This is a genomic window from Streptomyces shaanxiensis (genome assembly GCF_039537145.1).
Classification (GTDB): domain Bacteria; phylum Actinomycetota; class Actinomycetes; order Streptomycetales; family Streptomycetaceae; genus Streptomyces; species Streptomyces shaanxiensis.
On sequence record NZ_BAAAZY010000019.1, the window covers coordinates 102,075 to 124,743 of the forward strand.

The 22,669-nt window shown below is 71.2% G+C and carries 13 protein-coding genes; 3 read left to right on the forward strand and 10 right to left on the reverse strand.

The window, feature by feature from the left end:
- Positions 1-103: 103 nt before the first annotated feature.
- Entirely contained in the window at positions 104-1,291 is a 1,188-nt protein-coding gene (locus tag ABD932_RS30985; protein ID WP_345017696.1) for a sulfotransferase family protein, read from the forward strand.
- 36 nt (positions 1,292-1,327) lie between these two features.
- On the opposite strand, the gene ABD932_RS30990 is transcribed toward ABD932_RS30985, so the two are convergent.
- The 7 genes from ABD932_RS30990 to ABD932_RS31020 all read right to left on the reverse strand — a co-directional run bounded on the left by ABD932_RS30990 (position 1,328) and on the right by ABD932_RS31020 (position 12,380).
- On the reverse strand, positions 1,328-2,044 hold the full coding sequence (locus ABD932_RS30990; protein WP_345017699.1) for a glycoside hydrolase family 12 protein: 717 nt from the start codon (positions 2,042-2,044) through the stop codon (positions 1,328-1,330).
- A 49-nt stretch (positions 2,045-2,093) separates the two neighbouring features.
- Positions 2,094-4,313 carry a glycosyl hydrolase family 95 catalytic domain-containing protein gene (locus ABD932_RS30995; protein ID WP_345017701.1) on the reverse strand — a complete coding sequence of 740 codons (2,220 nt, stop codon included), beginning with the start codon at positions 4,311-4,313 and terminating at the stop codon, positions 2,094-2,096.
- The gene (locus ABD932_RS31000; protein WP_345017703.1) at positions 4,310-6,304 is read right to left on the reverse strand and encodes a beta-galactosidase; all 1,995 of its coding nucleotides are present in this window, start codon (positions 6,302-6,304) and stop codon (positions 4,310-4,312) included. Before ABD932_RS31000 ends, ABD932_RS30995 begins: the two co-directional genes overlap by 4 nt.
- Positions 6,304-8,535, reverse strand: coding sequence for a WD40/YVTN/BNR-like repeat-containing protein (locus ABD932_RS31005; RefSeq protein WP_345017705.1), 2,232 nt, complete (start codon positions 8,533-8,535; stop codon positions 6,304-6,306). The genes ABD932_RS31000 and ABD932_RS31005 overlap by 1 nt, the downstream gene beginning before the upstream one ends.
- Before the next feature lie 159 nt (positions 8,536-8,694).
- The gene (locus tag ABD932_RS31010; protein ID WP_345017707.1) at positions 8,695-9,630 is read right to left on the reverse strand and encodes a carbohydrate ABC transporter permease; all 936 of its coding nucleotides are present in this window, start codon (positions 9,628-9,630) and stop codon (positions 8,695-8,697) included.
- Positions 9,627-10,661, reverse strand: a complete 1,035-nt coding sequence (locus tag ABD932_RS31015; protein WP_345017709.1) for an ABC transporter permease — start codon at positions 10,659-10,661, stop codon at positions 9,627-9,629. Before ABD932_RS31015 ends, ABD932_RS31010 begins: the two co-directional genes overlap by 4 nt.
- Before the next feature lie 27 nt (positions 10,662-10,688).
- Positions 10,689-12,380: an extracellular solute-binding protein gene (locus tag ABD932_RS31020; protein WP_345017712.1), complete on the reverse strand. Its 1,692-nt coding sequence runs from the start codon at positions 12,378-12,380 to the stop codon at positions 10,689-10,691.
- Between the two features lie 372 nt (positions 12,381-12,752).
- On the opposite strand from ABD932_RS31020, the gene ABD932_RS31025 reads away from it, so the two are divergent.
- On the forward strand, positions 12,753-15,590 hold the full coding sequence (locus ABD932_RS31025; RefSeq protein ID WP_345017714.1) for a glycoside hydrolase family 3 C-terminal domain-containing protein: 2,838 nt from the start codon (positions 12,753-12,755) through the stop codon (positions 15,588-15,590).
- A gap of 118 nt (positions 15,591-15,708) precedes the next feature.
- Here the strand turns inward: ABD932_RS31025 and ABD932_RS31030 are convergent, their stop codons facing one another.
- The 3 genes from ABD932_RS31030 to ABD932_RS31040 form a co-directional block, all read right to left on the reverse strand.
- A complete protein-coding gene (locus ABD932_RS31030; RefSeq protein ID WP_345017716.1) occupies positions 15,709-17,154 on the reverse strand; it encodes an aldehyde dehydrogenase family protein in 1,446 nt (481 codons plus the stop codon).
- A 276-nt stretch (positions 17,155-17,430) separates the two neighbouring features.
- A complete protein-coding gene (locus tag ABD932_RS31035; protein ID WP_345017718.1) occupies positions 17,431-19,107 on the reverse strand; it encodes a PucR family transcriptional regulator in 1,677 nt (558 codons plus the stop codon).
- Positions 19,108-19,271: 164 nt separating this feature from the next.
- Complete coding sequence (locus ABD932_RS31040) at positions 19,272-21,380, reverse strand: ATP-binding protein (RefSeq protein ID WP_345017720.1); 2,109 nt, start codon at positions 21,378-21,380, stop codon at positions 19,272-19,274.
- A gap of 173 nt (positions 21,381-21,553) precedes the next feature.
- Between ABD932_RS31040 and ABD932_RS31045 the strand changes: the two genes are divergently transcribed.
- Complete coding sequence (locus ABD932_RS31045; RefSeq protein ID WP_345017722.1) at positions 21,554-22,666, forward strand: hypothetical protein; 1,113 nt, start codon at positions 21,554-21,556, stop codon at positions 22,664-22,666.
- The last annotated feature ends 3 nt before the right edge of the window (positions 22,667-22,669 follow it).

Below are 22,669 nucleotides of genomic sequence, written 5' to 3' on the forward strand. Positions count from 1 at the left end.
CCGTGTCGAAGAGGGCGGCCGGACGATGGAGGTCTTCCGGCCGCCCTCTCGCATGTCCAACTTACATACGCACAACGCCAGTTGGGCGCGATAGGGTCCCTCCGTGCCCACGCCTCCCCTCACCCTCGCCCTGGCCGATCAGCTGCTGCGGCCGGCCTTCGGCTCCCGCCGCAACCCCGACCGCGTCTTCGACCGGATCGCCGTGGAAGCGGGAGAGGCGAAGGGGGACCGGCAGTTCGTCGACGACTTCCGGTCGCTGCTGGGCTGGTGGGCGAAGGCCGAGAACCTCACGCCGGTCGGCTGGCAGTCGGCGCAGGTGTTCGTCCGCAGGCACCTCGCCAACCGGGCGCGGGTGCGGAGGCTGATCGCCGAGCGTCCCGAGATCGAGCGGGAGCCCATCGACAAGCCGGTGTTCGTGGTGGGCCTGCCGCGCACCGCGACGACGGTCACCCACGCCGTACTGTCACTGTCGGAGGAGCACCGCAGCCCTCTCCTGTGGGAACTGCTCGCACCCGACCTGGAGTTGCCGCCCCGCCAGCGCCGCAAGGCGGTCACGGCGGGCCGCCGTATGGTCCAGGGCACCAACCTCTTCGCGCCGCGCTTCCGCGACATCCACCCGATGGCCGCAGAGGGCCCGGAGGAGTGCACCTTCGCCCTCCCCCACGCGCTGATGCCGATGTCCCAGGCCCTGATCCCCGAGTACGTGGCGTGGTACCGCGAGCGCGACTTCGTCGACGACTACCGGTATCTGAAGCAGGTCTTCCAGGTCCTCCAGTACGGCCGTCCGCGCCGCCGCTGGATCCTCAAGTCACCCCTGCACCTGGGCAACCTGGACGCCCTGCACACGGTGTTCCCGGACGCCACGATCGTGTGGTGCCACCGCGACCCGGTCACCGCGGTGGCCTCGTTCTGCAGCCTGATCGAGCACGGCATGGCCGTCAGCACCCGTCCCCTGGACCTGCACGGCATCGGGGCGACCTGGTTCGCCCTGCTGAGCCGGGCGATGGAACGCGGCCTGCGGGCCCGTGCCGCCCTGCCCCGGGAGGCACTGGTCGACGCCCCGTACTCCTGGCTCGCCGCCGAGCCCGCCACGGGCGCCCCCAAGCTCTACGCCGCGGTCGGCGCCCGCTGGGGCGACGCCGAGGCGGCCCGGCTCGCCGGGGCCGTGGCCCGCCCGAAGGGCACCCGCCCGCACCGCTACGACCTGGCCCGCTACGGCCTGACCCGCGCCGAGGTCGAGGCCGCGTTCGCGGAGTACAACGCGCTGCGGGCCGAGGTCGACCGCGCCTGAGGCAGGACGCGGACCGACCCCGGCCCCGATGTGGCGTCAGCTGCTGCTGACGGTCAGGTTGTTGGTGACGAAGTCGAGCCCGCCGGACGACGAGGTGACCTCGTAGCCGAACTGCACGTCACCGATGGTCTCATTGCTGGACATCCAGCCCTTGGTGCCCGAGATCCAGGTCAGGATCGGCTTGATGTTCACGGTGCCGGAGCTGGAGTCGGAGGTCCGCAGGAACGAGAACACCTCGTTCGCCCCGTTGCTGCCCTTGTAGACGGTCCAGGTGTGGCCGCCGAGCGTGACGTTGCCCTGCGAGGTGCCGAGCGGGCCGACGGCTCCGTTGTAGTTGACCCAGAGCATGATCTCGTAGTCGTAGTCGGTGTCCCAGATGTCGTACGACGTGTTGTACGCGCCGGACGACGGGACGGTGACGTTGTAGCTGCTGGTGAGCGAGCCGAGGGAGGCGATCGTCTTGTTGATCACCTTCTTGGAGTTGGGGTAGGACTTGATGCCGCCGGTGTTGGGGTGGTTGGCCCAGACACCCCAGTTGGTACCGGAGTTGGCCCATATGCACTGGCTGCCGGCGCCGGAGCCCCAGATGTTGTTGTAGAGCGTGTAGCCGTTGAGGCTGGTGTTGCCCCACTGGTCGCAGGAGTTCCAGACCGCGGCCGAGGCGGGGGCGGAGGCGAGGCCGACGGTGGCGCCGAGGGCCATCGCCGGGGCCAGCACAGCCATGGTGATCTTGCGCAGTGCGCTCTTTGCCATGGTGTCCCTTTCCATGGGTGGGGGGAAATGCGGGGGGAATTGCGGAGTGCTACCACGCCCCCAGGCTGAGGACGTGGTCTTCTCCGGCGACGAGGTCGAGCGGTCGCGGGGCACCGTCGCCGGGGGAAGTCCGAAGTTCGATGCGGTGGGAGCGGGTCGGTTTCAGGACGGCCGTGGCTCCCTCGGGCGTCCAGGTCAGGTCGACCTCCGCGCCGAACCGGGTGCGGACGCCCCGGAGCCGGCCCACGGGGAGGGAGGGCGGCGGCGCGGGCAGCAGGACCAGCCGGTCCGGGGTCGACTGCACGAGCATCTCGATCAGTACGGCGGGCAGGGTGTGCGCGGCGTCCGCGTTGTAGACGTCGCGGTTCGGGTAGTGGGCGCTCATCAGGGAGGCGTGGAAGAAGTCGCCGCCGAGGACCTGGTCGAGGGCGTGCGCGACCCGGTCGCCGTCCCTGAGGCGGGCCGCGATCAGGGCGTGGTGGAGGTGGCCGTGCGCGGAGTCGTTCTCGGCGCCCCGCAGTTCCAGGGCGCGGTGGGCGGCCGCCGCGAGGTCGGGGGTGTCGTACGGGGTGATCTCCTCCAGCGGCCAGACGCCGTAGAGGTGGCTGAGGTGCCGGTGGTCGTAGGTGTCCGCCAGGCCGGGCCAGGCCCATTCGGCGAGGGCGCCGTCGGCGTTGATCCGGTGCGGGGGAAGGCGGTCGGCAAGCGCGCGCCAGCGGGCGGCTTCCGGGGTCTGCGGGTGGTAGTCGGCCGCCGTGAGCAGGGCGTGCCGGGCGGCCGAGAGGTCCATGGCCGCGTTGATCGTGCCCCAGCTCGCGTTCGCCGGGCGGTTCTCGGGTGAATAGGAGGGGACGACGACCAGGTTGCCTTCGTCGTCGGTGCGGGTGAGGAAGTCCTCGTAGAACCGGGCGACTTCGGCCAGGGCGGCGGCGGTGCGCGGGTCGCGGTCGCCGCGTGTCTCGTCGTGGTCGACGAGGGGCTTGAGGAGCCAGTCGGCGCCGGCGGTCCACAGCTGATGGGGGTACTCGCGGGCGAAGTGGTACGAGTGGCCGGACTCGCCGTCGGTGTGCGTGGGGGCGACGACGCCCCGGGCGCCGAAGATCACGCGGGCGTTCTCGCGCCAGTCGGGCAGCTGGCGCTGAACCAGAGCAGCGTGCGCTTCGGTGACTTCGGGGAGCGCGGCGGTCGACGCTGACGCGGTCTGGAGGTTGAGGTTGGCGTTGGTGGTGAACGCGCCCGACCACGCCGTGTTCCAGTCGCCGGTCCACAGGCCGGTCAGCCGGGGCGGCAGCATGCCGGCGGCGGAGAGCAGGTGGTAGCGGCCAGCGGCGAAGAGGCGTTCCAGGAGGGCGGGGCTCTTCGGGCGGGTCAACAACTCCGAGCCCGGGAGGGCCCTTTCGCTGTCGTCGGCGCCGAGGTCCAGGCCGACGCGGAGGTAGGCAGGGCGGTGCAGGGCGGTGTGGCGGGCGAGGAGACGGTCGTACGGGTCCTCGTCGCCGTCGGGAAGCAGGGCGCGCAGTGCGTGTGCCTCGGCGAGGGCGTCGAGCTCGCCGGTGTGGCGCTGGACCCGGGTGAGGAGGAGCAGTGAGCGGGCGCCCTCGACGCGCATGCCGGGCAGGGAGGTGCGGGTGCTGCCGCCGGTGACGACGGCGAGGGTGATGCCGGTGTACGCGCGGTCGCTGCCGGGGTAGCGGACGCGGAGGGTGAGGAGTGCGCCCTCGGGGGTGAGGACTGCGCTGTGTCCGACCGCCAGGTTGTAGGGGGCGCCGGGCAGTTGGTGGTCCAGGGTCACGTCGGCGGTGAGTCCGGGTTCGGTGACGTACTGGACGATGACGTCGTCCGCGCGGGAGACGAAGACCTGGCTCCGCCAGCCGCCGCGAGTGGCTGTGCAGGCGCCGGTGGTGAAGTCGACCTCGCGGCGGTAGTCGTCGACTTCCCCTTCGGCTGCCGACCGGCGCAGCCGTATCCGGAAAGCGGGATGGAAGGGCTGCACCCACTGCAGCTCCCGTCCGTCGGTGAAGCCCTCGGCCGCTGTGACGTCTCCGCCGAGCAACCGGTCCTGAAGCTGCGGGAGTTCGGCGGCGAGGGCGGGTGGACGGGCGTGTTCGCTGCCGTTGGGGCGGACCAGGGTGTGGTGGTTGACGATGATCCGGTCGCCGTTCGGATCTCCGAACGCCATGATGCCGTGTCGGCCGTTGCCGCTCAGGAAGGCGTCCTCCCAGCGGGCGGCGGGTGCCGGTTCCCAGGTGCCGTGTACCGGCCCGCTCATGAGGCGGCCTCCAGCACGGCCACGTCGTACCGGCCCAGCTCCACCGCGTCGGTGACATCCGCGCCGGTCAGCAGGGAGCGGTGGCGTCCGGGCACCGGCACGGTGACGCCGTCGCGCCCGTGGTTGAGCAGGAACAGCAGCCCGCCCCGGCGGACCGCCTCCACCCCGGCCGGGAGCCCGGTGAGGGTCGGTCGTACGCCCGCGTCGGCGGCGATGTCGGCGAGCAGTGTGCGCAGCGTGTGCGGCTCGGGAAGGGTGGAGACGTACCAGGCGCGGCCCCTGCGCAGGACCGCGGGGAGCCCGTCCAACTCGCCGCCCTTGTAGGGGATCACGGCGTCCACGTCGTCCGCCGCCTCGATCTCCTCGGACCACAGGGTGCCGTGGAAGCCCTCGACTTCGGCCTTCTCCCCCGCGTCCAGCGGCCACCACTCGTGCAGGACGCGGATGCCGAAGAGGTCACGAAGACGGGCGTCCATGCCGCCCGCCCGCACCCGGTCGTCCTCGTCGGCGACGCCGGTCTGGAAGCCGGCGACGAGGGTGCCGCCGCCCTCGACGTAGGCGACGAGGTTGTCGATGGCCGCGTCCGTCATCAGATACAGCTGCGGGACGACGACCAGCCTGTACGCGGACAGGTCGTGCTCGGGGTGAGCGAAGTCGGCGACGGTGTGCGCCTCCCACAGGGCGCGATGCCAGGCACGGACCACCTGCGGGTGGTCGACCTCGGAGGACAGCCGCCCGTCCTGCTGGCTCGCCCACCACGCGTTCCAGTCGAGGAGTACGGCGACCTCGGCGGCCTCGACCCGGGCGTCGGCCACCTTCTCACTCAGCAGGGCGAGTTCGGCGCCGATCCGCTTGACCTCCTGGAAGGTACGGCCGTGCTCCCCCGCGTGGCTGACCATCCCGGAGTGGAACTTCTCCGCGCCTTGCCGGGACTGCCGCCACTGGAAGTAGCAGACGGCGTCGGCGCCGCGGGCCACGGCCTGCAGGGACCACAGGCGGTTGAGGCCGGCCGGCTTGGGGTGGTTGACCCCGCGCCAGTTGACCGGCCCTGCGGCCTGCTCCATGACCATCCAGGGGCCGCCGCGCGCCTGCGAACGCGTCATGTCGTGCACCAGCGCCCCGTACTGCCCGCCGAACGGATCACGTGGATCCGGATAGATGTCGACGGAGACGACGTCCTCCCGCTCGGCCCAGACCCACGCGTCCTGCCCCTGCCAGAACGGCATGAAGTTGGTCGTCACCGGGATGTGCGGGGTGTGCCGGGCGACGATGTCGCGCTCGGCGAGGTAGCACTCCAGCAGCGCGTCGGACGTGAACCGCTTGAAGTCGAGCACCTGGCCGGGGTTCTTCATGTAGTGGGCCCGGCGCGGCGGCAGGACCTCGTTCCAGTCGCCGTAACCCTGGCTCCAGAAGGCCGTTCCCCAGGCCTCGTTGAGGGCGTCGAGGGTGCCGTACTTCTCCTGCAGCCAGCGGCGGAAGGCGGCTTCGGCCTCGTCGCCCCAGTCGTAGGTGCAGTACTCGTTGTTGATGTGCCACATCCGCAGGGCCGGGTGGCTGCCGTAGCGGGCGGCGAGGTCCTCGGTGATGGCGGCGGCGTAACGCCGGTAGGTGGCGCTGGAGTGCGAGAAGTGCTGGCGGGAGCCCCACCATTCGGTCCGGCCGTCCTCGTCGCGCGGGAGCGTCTCGGGGTGCAGCCGGCCCATCCAGGGCGGGGGCGAGGAGGTGGGGGTGGCGAGGACGACACCGATGCCGTTGTCGTGCATCAGGTCCATCAGCCGGTCCAGCCAGCCGAACTCCCGTGCCCCGGGGCGGGGTTCGAGCTTCGCCCAGGAGAAGACGCCGAGGGTGACCGAGTTGACCCCGGCGTCCTTCATCAGCCGGACGTCCTCGTGCCAGGTCTCCTCGGGCCACTGCTCGGGGTTGTAGTCGCCGCCGAAGAGGATGCGGCCACGGGTGGCGTCGGCGAGGCTCGGCCGCTGTTGCTCCGGCATCACACCAGGTCCCCGTACTGGACGCCGCGCCCGTTGGTGGCGACGTAGACGCGGCCGTGGATCCGCGGGTCGCCGGTGATCGTCTCACCGATCCAGCCCCACTGGTGCTGGTCGTCGTTGATCCGCACCCAGGTCTTCGCCCCGTCGTCGGAACGGTGCACGGCGGTGATCGTCTCGGTGGAGCCGACCATGTAGATCGCCGGGTAGTCGGCGCCGTCGGCGGCCTTGCCGAAGCCGAGAGTGTACGAGGCCCAGCAGCTGGCGACCTTGGCGAAGGTCGCGCCGCCGTCGGTGGACCGGTGGAGCCCGTTCCCCTTGGTGGAGAGCCACAGATCACCGCTCCGCCCGGGCGCCGCGACCAGCTCGAACTGGCTGTCCCCGGAGGGCAGTCCGCTCGCCCGGGCGGTGAAGGTACGGCCACTGTCGGTGCTGGCGAGCAGCGTTCCTGTGTCGGTGTCGTACGCGTAGAAGAGCGTCGGGTCGGCCGGGTCGGCGACCGGCGTGGCGCCCTTCGGGAAGGAGGAGACGTCGGACCAGGTGGCGCCGTTGTCCGCCGAGCGGTAGGCGGGGTGCTTCGTGCCGTCCCAGTGCACGAAGACCCAGAGCAGCACACTGCCGTCGGCGTTGGTGGCGATCGGCCCCGGTGCGTCCTTGGCGATGGAGGGCTGGGCCTCGAAGGGTGCCCAGGTCTGCCCGCCGTCGTTCGAGTAGGCGCCGTTGCCGTGGTCGCCCCAGCCGGTACGGACGACATACGCCGGCTTGGCCGCGGCCTGGGCGAGCCCCGTCGCCGACCCGAACACGGGGTTCGAGGCCATGCCGCGCGAGGGGGACGCCGTGAGCGACTCGTGGTACATCACGCCGATGTCCCCGTTGCCGCTGATCAGATGCGCCGCTCCGACCGGCGGCGAGATCAGCTGGCGCACGGACGTCTCCTCCAGGCCGCGGATCTGCGGGGCCCAGTTCTTCAGGTCCCGCGTGCCGTAGAGGGTCGCGCCGGTGCCGTAGACGATGTGCCGGGAGTCGTACGGGTCGAGGGCGAGGGCCTGGATCCACCAGCCGAACTTGGGCTTGTCCTGGCCCCACTTGAGGAAGGGGGTCTCGGAGACGTCGAGGACGGCCGTGTCCTTCAGGGAGGTCCAGGTGCGGCCGCCGTCGGTGCTGCGGAAGACCGTGTCGACCGCCGCCCAGCGGTTGTTGGTGGAGACGACGAGGGTGCCGGGCCGGCGGGCGTCGACGGCGACACCGCCGTACCCGAAGGTGTCGGCCGACCCGTCGCCCGTGGTGCCGCCCGGCTTCACGGGCGTGACGTCGGTCCACTTGCCGTTGAGGGTGCACAGCTTGTGCACGCTGCCGTCGGACTGGCCGTTGGGGCCGGGTGCGTTGGCGTACGTCACGTACAGGTGGCTGGTGCTCCGGTCGTACGCGGCGCGGATCGGGACCTTGGCGGCGGTGCCGGAGGGTTGGCCGGGGACGGCTTCCCAGGTGGTGCCGTCGCCGGTCCGGTACAGGTTCTTCGTCCCCGACGTGCCGTCGCCGTCGCCCCACCCGGCGTAGAGGGTGCGCCCGGCGGCGACGAGGAGGGTGACGCCCTGGCCGCTCGCGCTCGGGGTGCCCGGGAAGCCGGAGGCAGGGGCCCAAGTGGCTCCTCGGTCGGTCGACTTCAGCAGCCCGTCGTGCCGGGTGCCCAGCCACAGCGTGTCGCTGTCCCTCGGATCGACGAGAAGCCGCTCTCCCGCACCCCGGCCGTCCTCATTGCCGCCGAGCTTCACGGTGAGGTCGGTGCGGGACCAGGTGGCGCCGCGGTCGTCGGAGCGCAGGACGGCGCCGTTGCCGGCCCAGGACTGGGCGTAGGTGCCGAGGGCGAGGTAGACGCGGTCGGGGTGGGCGGGGTCGACGGCGATGGCCTCGACGCCGAGGAGGTTCCAGTCGTCCCAGCCGAGGTGGTCGGTCAGCGGCGTCCAGCGGGCGGCGCGGTCGTCCCAGCGGTAGGCGCCGCCGATGTCGGTACGGGCGTAGGCGAGCCCTCGCACGGAGGGGTGGAAGAGCACGCCGGTGACGAATCCGGTGCCGCCCATGACGGCGGTGCGCCAGCGGTATGCCTGGCCGGCGGCAGCAGCGGGCTCGGGCTCGGCTGCGGAGGCGTGCCCTGTGAGGGACGGCAGGGTGGTGAGCGCGGCGGCGGCCGCGGTGCCGGCGAGGACGGTTCGTCTGCTAGGTCGGGACGCGTACATGACACATACCTCGTGGTTCTGAAAGAAGGGGGGGGAGTGGAGCGCCCCGTAAGGGGCGCGGGACCTTGTCGATATGCGGCTCCGCCGCGTGGGCGCGACCAGCCACATACGAACCCGCAGCCGCCGTACGACCGAAGCACCCCATCTAATGGGCGCCATTCAGCCCTTGACGGCCCCGGTGAGCATGCCCTTCTTGAAATGCCTCTGGACGAAGGGCGAAAGCACGGCCACCGGCAGCAAAGCCATCACCATGACCGCCATCTGCACAGCCAGCCCCGAAAGCTGCCCCGTCTTGATGGCCTGCCCCAGCCCGACGGGGGCCTCCTGCTTCTGCACCAGCTGGATCATGACGTTCTGCAGCGGCATCATGTCCTGGTCGTTCAGATACAGCGACGCGTTGAACCAGGCACTCCAGTACCCGACCGCGTAGAACAGCGTGATCACCGCGATGACGGCGCGCGAGAGCGGCATGACGATCTGCCAGAGGATCCGGAAGTCCCCGGCCCCGTCGATCCGCGCACTGTCGGTCAGCTCCGGCGAGATCCCCATGAAGAATCCGCGCAGCACCAGAATGTTGAAGACACTGATCGCGCTCGGCAGGATCAGCGCGAGATAGCTGTCCGTCAGCCCGAGCGTCTGCACCAGCAGATACGTCGGGATGAGACCGGCGCTGAAGAACATCGTCGCGAGCAGGGTCATCAGAATCCAGCGATGCGCCAGCGACCCGGTCCGGGACAGCCCGTACGCGCACAGCACGGACACGGTCATGGAGAAGGCCGTACCGACCAGGGTGACCAGGACGCTGATGATCGCCGCGCGGGTGACCTGACCGCCGCTCAGCAGCTCCTGGTAGGCGATGAAGGTGATGCCCTTGGGCACCATCACCAGACCGCCGGCCTCGTCGATGGTCTTGCGCGTGGAGAGGCTGGTGACGACGACGATCCACAGGGGGAAGAGGATCGCGAGGCAGGCGAGGCCAAGGACGAGACCCTTGGTCGCCAGACCCACCTGGGTGGGCCGCTCCTCCCATACGGGCCGGGGCGGCGCGCCCCACCGGCCGGGCTTGGGTACAGGCTTGTCGATCACGGCGGTCATTTCTTGTACACCCCCTGCTCGCCCATCAGATGGGCCACCTTGTTCGCGGCCAGGACGAGACCGATGCTGATGACGCCCTTGACGAGTCCGGCGGCGGCCGCGTAGCCGAAGTCCTGGTTGCGGACGCCGTTCCACCACACGAAGGTGTCGAGCACTTCCGCCGCGCCCGGTCCCACGGCATCCCGTTGCAGCAGGATCTGTTCGAAGCCGACCGTGAGGGCATCGCCCACGCGCAGGACCAGCAGCAGCGCGATCACCGGCCGCAGCGCGGGCAGGGTGACGTGCCACATACGACGCCAGCGTCCGGCGCCGTCCATCGCGGCGGCCTCGTACAGGTCGGGGCTGACAGCGGCCAGCGCGGCGAGGAAGACGATGATCCCCCAGCCCGCGTCCTTCCACACCGCCTGCGCGGTGACCAGGAACTTGAAGGTACTCGGGTCGGTCATGATGTCGAGGCCGTCGTAGCCGTGGTCACGCAGCAGCTGCGAAAGCAGCCCGGCGCCGCCGAGCAGTTGCTGGAAGACCGCGATCACCAGCACCCACGAGAAGAAGTGCGGCAGATAGAGAACGGCCTGTGCGATGGCCCGCACCCGGGGCCTGACCACGCTGTTGATGAGCAGCGCGAGCAGGATGGGAATCGGGAAGAACAGCACGAGCTGGAGGAAGAACAGCACGAGGGTGTTCTGGACCGCCTGCCAGAAAGCGGAGTCCTCGAAGATCCGCTGGAAGTTCTCCACACCCACCCAGGGGCTGTTCAGCATGGACACGACGCCGTTGTCGCTGATGTAGGGGTCGTAGTCCTGGAACGCCACCACATTGCCGAGGATCGGCACGTAGTTGAAGAGCAGAACCAGGGCGACCGCCGGCAGCGTCATCAGGAGCAGGACGCGGTCGCGTCTGAGCCTGAGCCGCAGACTCAGCTTTCCCGAGGATGGTTTCCTACCGGATCCGGTAGCGCCGCCGGATGCCACCGGGGTCTTCGCCGTCGTGTCGGCCTCGGTCCTGCTCCGAGGCACCGTGCTGTGGGACACGGCCGTTCTCCTTGCCTCGGTACCGGGTCAGCTGGCCGCGGAGCCGTTCTCGTCGAGGATCTGCTTGTACCAGTCGCGCAGCTTGTCGCCGCCCTTGCTCTTCCAGTCGGAGACGGCTTGCTGCATGTCACTGATCTTCTTGCGGCCGCGGACGATGTCGTCCTCCAGCTGCTCGAAGTCGTTCGAGAGGTTGGTGTAGCGGTTCGGCTCGGTGATCTGCATGCCCCAGAAGGTGGACTTCTTGGTGAAGGCGCCCATCCGCTGCTGCCATTCGACCTGCCCCTTGGCGACATCGGGGAAGTCTGGGTGCGCGATGGTCGGGGCGGGGCCGTCCACCATGACGTAGGCGTTCATCACCTCCAGGTTGCCCTGGTCGGTCTTGGTGGGGACGCCGTCCTTGACGGTGTAGTGGGTGCCCTCCACACCGTAGTTGGTCATCATGTACTCCTTGGTGCCGTAAGGCGCCGCGGTGACGTTGGCGACGGCCAGCACGTCACGGATGACCGACTCGGAGGCCTTCTTGTTGACGAAGGCGAAGATGCCGGCGGGCTGCTCGGCATAGATGGTGGGGTTGCCTCCGTCGTGGCCCCAGACATCCATGCCCCAGATCTTGAAGTCCGGGTTCTGGGTGGCCTGTTCGGCGGTGCGGCCCCACCACTGGGAGATGTTGTTGGGGTAGATCAGGAACTCACCGGCAGCGAACTTGGGTCCCGCGTCGGGGGCGTTCTTGCCCATCTTGGAGTCGGGGTGAACGACCCCGGCGGCGAAGAGCTTGCGGGACCACTCGATCGCTTCGAGGTACTCGTCGGTCTCGATGCGGTAGAGCAGCTTGCCGTCGACCATGTTCCAACCGAGCGGCTTCTCGCTGCCCGAGAACACACCGAAGGCCTGCCAGGCGGTCCACTTCATGTCCAGGCAGGCCCAGCGCTTGGCCTTGGCGTTGGTGATGTCCTTGGCCAGGGCCATGAACTCGTCGCAGGACTTGGGTATTTCGTACCCTTCCTTCTCGAAGATGTCCTGGCGGTACAGGGGCACGATGCTGGGGGCCCACGGCGCCGGCTGCGGCAGGCCGCGCAGCTTGCCGCCGAAGATGGAGCGCTGCCAGGCTTCCGAGGGGATCGCGGCGAGGTTCGGGTACTCCTTCACCGCGTCGCCGGACAGGTAGGGGCCGAGGTCGGCGAACTTGCTGATGATGGCGGTGGGTATCTTGCCGCTCATGTTCCAGCCGGGGACCACCACCACGTCCGGAACGTCGCTGGAGGCCAGCACCGCGCCGAGCTTCTGCTCGTAGGTGTTGCCGTCCTGGTTCTGCCAGGCGACGTCGACGCCGATCAGGTCGTTCATCGCCTTGTAGTAGGCGTTGTCGCTCTTCGGCGGGGACCCCCAGAACGGCGACATGATGGTGACCTCGCCGCCCTTGCCGAGCTTCTTCGGCACCGAGGTCTTGAGGGTGGCCAGGTCCAGCTTGCTGGTGAAGCCGACCGCCGAGCCGTTCTTCGACGGGATGTCCGGCGTCACCACGTTGCTGGCCACAAACGCCGGAAGGATCTTCTTCGCGTCCTTGCCCGACGTCGTGCCGTCGCGCGAACCGCCGTCCGACCCGCCGCAGGCGGAGAGCAACGGCATCCCACCCGCCACCGCTGCGGTGGCGACCGCAGTCGAGGCGAGGAAGCTTCTCCGGCTCGGTCCGGAGGAGGCGGAGGCGGCATTCGGCGTCATTGCGTCAACCCTTCATGGCGCACCTGGACACCCGGCGGTGGGCCGTCGGCTGCGGTGTCTGAGTGGAACTGGCTGAGCTGAAGCGGTTTTCCGACCACTGCCGAGGGCCGCGCACCCCTGAAGCGGGCGGAACTCGTAGTCGAAGCGCTTCGATGTTGCTGCGAGGTTAAGTGAAGGCATGGGGGCGCACAAGGGTCGCTTCCAAGATTCCTGCGAGCCGCACGGCATCCGCCCCACCCTCATGCAGCACTTGAAATAGCGGTCAGGAGTCGGAGTTGTTGCACCGAGGTGTCTTGACACCCACCCCCGAGTCGAATGAGCATCGAAGCGCTTCGAAAGCGCCTCGCCGCTCCATCGCAAGGGGATCCCCACGTGACCGCACAAACGCCGCCTACGCCGCCTTTCCGCGATCAGCGACTGCCGTTCGCGAAGCGCATCGACGACCTTCTGTCCCGGCTCACGCTCGACGAAAAGATCGGATTCCTGCACCAGTTCGCGCCCGCCGTCGAGCGGCTCGGCGTCGCCGAATTCCGCACCGGACAGGAGGCGCTGCACGGGGTGGCCTGGATGGGCCCGGCCACCGTCTTCCCCCAGGCCGTCGGCCTCGGCGCGACCTGGAACACGGACCTCGTACGCCGGGTCGGCGAGGCCGTCTCCAAGGAGACCCGCGCGATGCGCGCCCGCGACGACCGTGTGGGCCTGAACGTCTGGTCCCCCACCGTCAACCTGCTCCGCCACCCCCTGTGGGGGCGCAACGAGGAGGGCTACTCGGAGGACCCGAAGCTCACCTCGGCCATCGCCGTCGCGTACACCCGTGGCCTGCGCGGCGAGCACCCGACGTACTGGCGCACCGCGCCCGTCCTCAAGCACTGGCTGGCCCACAACAACGAGACGGGCCGCGACGTCACGTCGTCCTCGGTCCGCCCGCGCGTCCTGCACGAGTACGACCTGCGCGCCTTCCGCGAGACGGTCGAGGCCGGCGCGACGGCCGGGGTGATGCCGGCGTACAACCTGGTCAACGGCCGCCCCAACCACGTCTCGCCGTATCTGCGCGAGCACCTGCGCACCTGGACCGACGACGACCTGCTGGTCTGCTCGGACGCGGGCGCGCCGTCCAACCTGGTCGACTCCGAGCACTACTTCGACACCCACGAGGAGGCGACGGCCGCCGCGCTGCTGGCCGGCGTCGACAGCTTCACCGACCACGGCACCGACAGCTCGAAGATCACCGCACGCGTTCGCGGAGCTCTCGACCGCGGCCTGCTGACCGAGGCGGACATCGACACGGCGGTCCGCCGCCAGCTCTCGGTCCGCTTCCGGCTCGGCGAGTTCGACCCGGAGTACGACCCGCACGCGCTCACCAAGGACTTCGACACCCCGGCCCACCGCGACCTCGCCCAGGAGGCGGCGGAGCAGTCGGTCGTCCTGCTCAAGAACAGCTCGGGCCTGCTGCCGCTCGCGCCCGACACCCGGCTCGCGGTGGTCGGCCTGCTCGCCGACGAGTGCAAGCTCGACTGGTACAGCGGCACCCTCATCCACCGCTCCACCCCGTTGGAGGGCCTGTACGAGCGGTTCGGCGCGGAGCGGGTGGAGTTTGCGGAGGGCGTGGACCGCGTCCTGCTGAAGACCTCGGCCGGAACCTTCCTGCACGTCCCCGAGGCCGACGCCGTCGACGAGGTGCGCGGCGCCGAGGGCGCCCTCGACCCGGCGCTGCTCGCGGGCCGTACCGACCTGCCCCCGCTGACCACCGACCCGGCCGGCACCGAACTCGCGCTCGTCGACTGGGGCGAGGGCGTGCTGACCCTGCGCGCACCGGACGGCCGCTACCTCTCCGTCGCCGAGGACGGCCGTGTCCGCGCCTCCGCCGACCAGCCCGGAGGCTGGGTCGTCCAGGAGACGTTCCGTCTGGAACCGCATGGGAACGGACACCTCCTCCGGCACATCGGTACGGGTCGCCACGTCTCTGTCGCCGCCGACGGCGTCAGGGTTGCCGAAGCGAATCCGGAAATCTTCGAGCTCATCGTCGTCGAACGGGGCGAAGACGCAGTGACGCGGATCACCTCGCAGGCGGACGTGGTCCTGGTGGTCGCGGGCAACGACCCGCACATCAACGGCCGCGAGACCGAGGACCGCACGACGCTCGCCCTCCCCGCCCACCAGGAGCGGCTGCTGCGCGCGGCCCGCGCGGCCAACCCGAACACCGTGCTGGCGCTGGTGTCGGCGTACCCCTACGCGGTCGACCCGGCCGCCCTCCCGGCGATCCTCTGGATGTCCCACGGCGGCCAGGCGGTCGGCACCGCTTTGGCCCGCGTCCTGGCCGGCGACGTCTCCCCCGCCGGGCGTCTCCCGCAGACCTGGTACGCCGCCGACTCCGACCTGCCCGACCTCCTCGACTACGACGTGATCGGCAGCCGCCAGACGTACCTGTACTTCGAGGGCACCCCGCTGTTCCCGTTCGGCCACGGCCTGTCGTACGCGGCCTTCTCGTACGCCGACCTGAGGACGACGGTGGACGGCGACGCGGTGGAGGTCTCCTTCACGGTCACGAACACCGGCGACGTGACGGCCGACGAGGTGGCCCAGCTCTACACGCGCGCCGTGGACCCGAGCGTGCCGCGCCCGCGCCGCGAGCTGGTGGCGCACGGCCGGGTGCGCCTGGAACCCGGTGAGCAGCGGGAGCTGACCTTCGAAGTCCCCTTGCGAGCCTTCGACTTCTGGGACGTGGCGCGCGGCGGTCGACGCCGCGAGGCGGGCCCGTACGAGCTGCTGGCCGGCGCCTCCAGCGAGGACATCCGCCTGCGGACGACCGTGCTCCTGGACGGCGAGGCCCCGGCACCCCGCCCCGTCCTCCGACTCGGCCTGAGCGCGGCCGACTTCGACGAGCAGAGCGGCGTCGCGATCGTCGACCGCACGAAGACGGCGGGCGACGCGGTGACGGCGGCGCAGGGCAGGTCGGGCGAACTGGTCTACCGGGACTGCGACTTCGGGGGCGGCGTCACGGAGGTGACGGCCGCGGTGTCCGGCGGCGGAATGGTCGAGATCTCGCTGGACGGGGGCCCGGCACTCGCCGTACTGACGTCCCGGGCGCCGGACGAGAGCCCGTACGACTACGCGACGCTGAGCGCCGGGATCATCGCCGAGGGCATCCGCGACGTCCACATCAGACTGCGCGGCCCACTGCGGCTCGCGCACGTCGGCTTCTCCGGTTGAGGGTCCGGACGAGGCCGACGCGAAGAAGGGGCCCGGCACCGGAAGGCATCGGTGCCGGGCCCCTTCGGGGATCCTATGTGAAAATGGTTCCCATTAGCTAGGGGTGGAGCGGACTCACTCAGAGAGCGAGGCCCGTGAGGACCATCACGCGCTCGTAGGTGTAGTCGTCCATCGCGAACTTCACGCCCTCACGCCCCACACCGGACTGCTTGGCACCGCCGTACGGCATCTGGTCGGCACGGTAGGAGGGCACGTCGCCGATGACGACACCGCCGACCTCCAGTGCCCGGTGGGCCCGGAAGGCGGTCTGCAGGTCGTGCGTGAACACCCCTGCCTGGAGGCCGTACTTGGAGTCGTTGACGGCGGCGAAGGCGGCGGCCTCCCCGTCGACCTTCTGCACGGTGAGGACGGGGCCGAAGACCTCCTCGCAGGCGAGGGTGACGTCGGACGGTACGTCGGTGAGGACGGTCGGCGCGTAGGAGGCGCCGTCGCGCTTGCCACCGGTGAGGAGGGCGGCCCCGGCGGCGACGGCCTCGTCCACCCACGTCTCGACGCGCTTGGCGGCGTCCTCGCTGACCAGCGGTCCGACGTCGGTCGCGTCGTCACCCGGGTCACCGGTGACCTGGGCCTCGACGGCGGCGACGATCCGGGGCACGAGCCGGTCGTACACGGACGCGTCCGCGATCACCCGCTGCACGGAGATGCAGGACTGGCCGCCCTGGTAGTTGGAGAAGGTGGCGATGCGGGTGGCGGCCCAGTCGAGGTCCTGGTCGCTCGCGAAGTCGCCGAGCACGACCGCCGCGCCATTGCCGCCCAGCTCCAGGGTGCAGTGCTTGCGCGGCACCGAGTCCATGATCGCGTAACCGACCGTCTCGGAGCCGGTGAAGGAGATCACGGGCAGACGGGGGTCCTGGACGAGCGCGGGCATACGGTCGTTGGGGACCGGGAGGATGCTCCAGGCGCCGGCGGGCAGCTCGGTCTCGGCGAGCAGCTCACCGATGACGAGCCCGGACAGCGGGGTGGCCGGGGCGGGCTTGAGGATGATCGGCGCGCCGGCGGCGATGGCCGGGGCGATCTTGTGAGCGCACAGGTTCAGCGGGAAGTTGAACGGCGCGATGCCGAGCACGACGCCCTTGGGGAAGCGCCGCGTGAAGGCGAGCCGCCCCTGACCGCCGAGGTCGGTGTCCAGCCGCTGGGCCTCGCCCCCGTTGAACCGCCGGGCCTCCTCGGCCGCGAACCGGAACACGGACACGGCACGGCCGACCTCGCCGCGGGCCCACTTGACGGGCTTGCCGTTCTCGGCGGAGATCAGCTGGGCGATCTCCTCGGTCCGCTCGACGAGCCGCCGGCTGACGTGATCGAGGGCGGCGGCACGCACATGGGCCGGCGTCGCGGCGAACTCGTCCCGGACGGCGTACGCGGCGGCCACGGCCTCCTCGATCTGCGCGTCCGTCGGCACACTCACCGTGCCGACGACCCGCCCGTCCCACGGGGAGGTGACATCAAAGCTGTCCTCGCCACTGACCTGGCGACCGGCGAGCCAGAAGGCGTGGGTGGAAGTCATGTCGATCCCGGCCCTTCCGCGTTAGGGGTGTCCTGGTGTGTCGGGGTCCACGGTAGGGGTGCTCGGGCGGAGGGGTGTTTGTCCGGGGTGTAGTGATGGCGGCCGGGGGTGTGCCGGTTTGGCGGGGTCGTGCGTTCCAGCCTGTCCGGCGTGCGAGGACGAGGCCCGTTCAGGGCCGAACCGGGGGGTCTGGGGGCGCGAGGGCGGATCCCCCGGGGATGGGACGGGTAAGCGCGGCGGGGGCGAAATCGCCGGGCCCGCACCAGCCCACCCCGCCTACTCGGCCGACGTGGCCTTCAACGCCAGCCAAAGCTCCATCCGCACATCCGCGTCGTCCAGCGACCGCCCCAGGATCTCCTCCACCCGCCGCATCCGGTAGCGCAACGTGTGCCGATGCACCCCCAGATCCGCGGCCGCCGCGTCCCACTGCCCGTGCCGCGACAACCACGCCCGCAGCGAGGCCACCAGGTCCCCGCGGCCGGTCGCGTCGTGCTCGTGCAGTGCCCGCAGCAAGCCGTCCGCGAACGCCTTCACCGCGTCGTCCGCGAGCAACGGCAGCACCGACCCGGCGGCCAGCTGCTCGTGCTCCACGCACACCCGGCCCCGCCGCCGTGCCACCGACACGGACTGCTCGGCCTGCTTGTACGCCGCCGCGGCGGCGATGGGCCCGGCCGGTGCCGAGAGCCCCACGACCAGCTCGTCCTCGTCGGCGCCGCGCCCCTCGGGTACGGTCCCCGCCCGCGCCGCCTCCAACGCCGCCGCGTACTCCGCGCACGCCGCGACCGCCGCGCCCCCGTCCGCCGCGAGCACCACCACCCGAGCCGCTTCGCCCTCCCCCTCCGGCACCACGAGCACCGCCTCCCCGGCCCGCGCCGCCGCGGACTCCACGACCTCGGTGAGCGCGCCCAGCGGATCACCGCCCGCCTCGGACGCGGCGACCAGCACCGCGGCGGACGTCGTGGAGAGCGCCACCCGCGCCCCGGAGTCCACGACGCGCGCCGCCGACACCGACGCCGACTCGGCGACGATCACCCGGAAGGGCGCGTCCAGCAGTCCGCCGTACAGGTCCCCCGCCACGGCCCGCGCATGGTCCGGCTCCCCGGCGAGCAACATGCGCAGCACCGCCGCCCCCACCCGCTGCTCGGCCGCGTGCAGCGACCGTGACCGCTCGGTCGTCAGCGTCAGCAGCGCGATCGCCGAGTGCACCGCGTATCGCTCCGCCGTGCCCAGCGCCGCCGCCGTACCGACGGCCAGAGCGGCGCGGGGTCGCCGCCCGGTCCCGAGCGTGTGCAGCTCCACCCGGTCCTCGTGCTCCGGCCCGCCCACCACCGACGACGCCGGTGCGGGCCGCTCCCGCAGCCGCTCCACGTCCGCCGTGAGCCGTGCGGCCCGCCGGCCCGCCCACTCGGGAGCCGTCGCGACCACGGCACCGGACGCGTCGTACAGCGCCGCCCAGCCGTTCACCTGCGCCGCCAGCGCGGCCAACAGCCCGTCCGGCCCGCCGGTCAGCGCCTGCTTCGTCAGCTCCCGTTGCGCCGCGAACCCGGCCGTCACCGCCCGGTACTGGTCCGCCGCGATCGCCGCCGACACGGCCTTGCTGATGGCGAGGAAGGGCGTGCGGCGCGGCACCTCCAGCAACGGGAGGTTCTCCTCCTCCGCCGCGTCGACCAGCGCCTTGGGGATGTCCTCGTAGTTGACGCCGACCGCGAAGCCGAGCCCGACCACGCCCGCGCCCGCCAGGCGCCGCACATAGCGCCGCATCGTCTCGGGGTCCTCCGCGTCCAGCTTGAGCGCGGTGATCAGCAGCAGCTCCCCGCCCTCCATATAGGGGACGGGGTCGGCGAGCTCGCTGACATGCGCCCACCGCACGGGCACGTCCAGGCGGTCCGCGCCCGCCCGCACGGTCAGCTTGAGCGCGGAGTGGTGGACGAGCGAGGCGAGCGTGGGGGGCATGAGGCCTTCAGTCGGTGTGATCGCGGTGATCTCGGGGTGATCGTGGTGATCATCGGCGTGATCTCGGTGATCTCGGTGATCTTTTGGCCGCCTTGTATGAACGGCCTGTGCCGATTCTGCCTCACCGTACGGTCACCGCGTGGCCCCGCGCCCGTTTACCGAGGTCACCCCCGCAGGTCCACCAGCAACGGCGGCGCGTGCTCGCCCTGGACGCTGGTGAGCGACAGCACCGCGTGCCCCGGCGGCACCCCGTGCGCCAGCTCGGACGCCGACCACCGCTCCCGCTCGACCTGGCGCACGGTCACCGCCCGCGCGGTCGGCGCCTTGCCGGTGATCACCCGCCGCAGCGCGTGCACCGCCTTCCCGGCCGGCGTCTCCGCGATGATCTGCCGGTCGGTGACGTCCCGCGCCTCGGTCCACTCCTTGCCCCAGACGTCGGCGAAGTCCTGCCCGTCCCACGGCGTGACCCCGGCCAGCGCCATCCGGCACCCGGTCGACCCCAGCAGCGGTCCGCGCAGCGGCCTCGGTACGTCGTCCAGGGTGCGCAGCGTGAGGACGGCGCCCGCGTTGCCCGACCGCAGCCGCTGGATGCCCCGCACGGCCTCGGGCGTCACGACCCCCGTCGCGTCGTCCAGCACCAGGCAGGCGAACAGCGAGCGGTCTTCCCGTACCGCGATGCTCGCCGTGAACTGGGCCAGCACCAGCCGCGCCAGCATCCGTGAGGCCTCGGCGTGCCCGCGCGCGGGCAGGTCGATGCGGACCCGGACGGGGTGGTCGAGGGCCTTCAGCGAGAAGGGGCGCGACTGTCCGGACGTGTCGAAGAAGCCCGCGAACGCCGGCCGGTCGAGCAGCGCCAGCCGGTCCGCGAGCACGGCCGACACATCTCCGGGCTGTCCCAACTGCCGCTCCCGCGCGTCCAGTTCGCGCAGCAGTGACTCCTGCCCGGAGCCCTCCAGCGCCGTGCGCAGCGCGCCGAGCGCCCCGGGCGCGCCGTCCAGCAGCTGCCGCAGCTCCGGCACGGACGGGAAACGGTCGTGCACCGCCCGGAACGGCCCGAGGAGCTGGGCCAGCACGGTCGTGGAGCGCCGGCTGTCGCTGCCCGGATGCGCGTCGGCGAGGTCCCCGACGAGCGCCTCGGCGAGCACGGCCGCGGCCTCGTCGGGGTCGCCGGTGCCGTACAGGTCCAGGTCGTAGACGGAGTCCGGGTTTCCGATCCGTACGACGACGTCGTACGCGTCCGCCGGTCCGAGCCCCGCGCCCGCCGCGCCGACCACGACCACGGCGGCCCGCCCGGCCAGCGCGTGCAGGCACAGCGACTCGGCGAGCGGCCGCACCACGGTCCCCGTCTTGCCGGACCCGGCCGGGCCGACGGCGAGCAGGGAGGTGCCGAGCAGGTCGGGTCCGAGGCCGAGACCGGTGCCGCGATAGGCGTAGGGGTTGCGCGGGTCTTCGGCGGTCGTGCCGAGCCGCACCTGACCGCTGACCAGGTCGTGGCGGGCGATGCGGGCGGGCAGGTCGCGCTCGCCCGAGGGGTGCAGGCAGGCGGCGGCGCCTTCCCGGAGCACGGCGCCGCTGAAGGTGGCGAGGTCGTGCCGTCCGCTGCGCACGCCCTGCCAGGCGCGGGTGATCCGGGCGTAGTCGACGTCGCGCATCACCCCGGACCGCGCGTCGGCGGCGAGCCGCTCGGCGGCGTCGGAGGCTCCGGCGGCGCGAAGCTGATTCCATTGAGCGGGGTCGTCCTGAGGGGCTGGGGCAGCCTGCTCAGGCTCGCGGCGCCGGAAGCGGGGGGCACCGAAGCGACGCCACACCTCCGCCCAACGGCCGAGTCGGCCCACCCCGATCATGATCGCCAGGATGATCAGCAAGGTGTACCCGTTGTAGAGCAAGCCCCTGACGATGTCGCTGTCGCTGTGCAGCCAGGCGTCAGGAGCAAGAAGCTGCAGCGGCAGGATCCACCAGCCGCCGAGGTAGCCGTTCTCCAGGAGGGACCAGATCAGCCATCCCACCAGGAAGGCGATCAGCGCTCCGGTCAGTAGCTGCCGCGCGGGAATCTCGTCCGGCTCTTCGACTGGTCGTGGATGGTGTCCGAACCGCCATACCCCCGGCAAGGCTTCCGGCCGCGACGCCCGCAGCCACTCCAGAAAGCCCGACCCATCCACGCTGGGCGGCACCGAAGGCCTCGGCGGCACAGCGGAGCGTTCTCGCGGCACCGCCGGACGCGGCACCGGCGTCGCGTGCGTGCCCCGCGCGTCCTGCGTCCCGTCGCTGTCCATCGCCCTTGCCCCCTGACCAGCCGTTCCATCGGATGCATGCACCATCAGCGAGTCAATCTAACGCCCTCTCCTGGGGAGTTCACCGCTTACACGGCCGACGGAACGGACCGAGATGCTCCGGATATCGTCGTGGCTTGCCTCGGACGCTCGGAACAGGAGACGGAGACTCCCCGGTGACGGACCAACTACCCATCGGCGAAAAGGACTTGACCGGCGTTGCGGGCGTCGCCTGGGACGATGCGGCGACTCGGCGGGCCTGGTGGCGGCAGACGGGGCGGAGCCTGCTGCTCGTCGGGGTGTGCGCCGCATGGTGGACCTGGTACTCGGGAACCAGCGTCGCGGTGCGCGAGCGGGTGGTCTGGCTGACCGTGGCGTTCTTCCTCGCCTCGCTCATCGGCCTGCCCCTCCACGTGCTGGCCGAACTCCCCAACGCCTGGCGCGTACGCCGCCTCCTGCGCGCCCACCCATGGCACACCGTGGACAAGCCGCGGCACGGCCTCTCGGGCCACGCGAGGGCCCGGAACGTGAGCGACGCCTGGTTCGAGGTCCCCGACCCCGACGCCCCCGGACGCCGGCTGCCCTTGATCATGAAGGTACCCCTGTGGTGGAGCCGGCGCATGGAGCGCTCCGCCCCCGCCGAACGCAGGGCCCAGATCGCCCGGCTCTGGTACTGCGGCCTCCTCGACGACCAGGTCGTCATCGCCGCCTCCCGCACCACACAGCAGGCACCCCGCCGCCTGCGCCACCGGTATCTGCGCCACGGACTGCTGCCGGACAGCCCCGAACGGACGGACGTCCCGCTTCCGGACCCCGCCGGCAGCGCGCTCTCCCATCCGGCGACGGCACACGTGATGCGCCGCCGCCTGTTCAACCGGGTCGCCGCACTGCTCCTCGTCTGGCCGGCGGTGCTCGCGGTCCAGATCGCCGAGATCGTCGCCGACGAGGGCCACGACCTGATCGGGCTGGTCGTGTTGGGCGCGCTGTTCGAGGTGACGCTCCTCCCGGTCCACGTCTTCGTGATCGTCGCCACCCGCCGCATGGCCCGGAGGCTGGCCGAGCACCCCTGGCGCTGCGTCGACTGCGAGATCCGCAGCCGCGGCAACCAGCAGCTGATCAAGGTCGACGGCCGCACGCTGACGCCCAGCCCGTTCCGGGCCTACGTCGACCAGCGGGCGAGCCGGCTGTGGATCGCGGGCCCAGCGCAGGGCCCCTGCGTCGTCTCCGTCCCCGGAGGCGCCGAACCGATCGGCGTCGCTATGTCCACGACGGACAACCGCAGCCGCTGACAA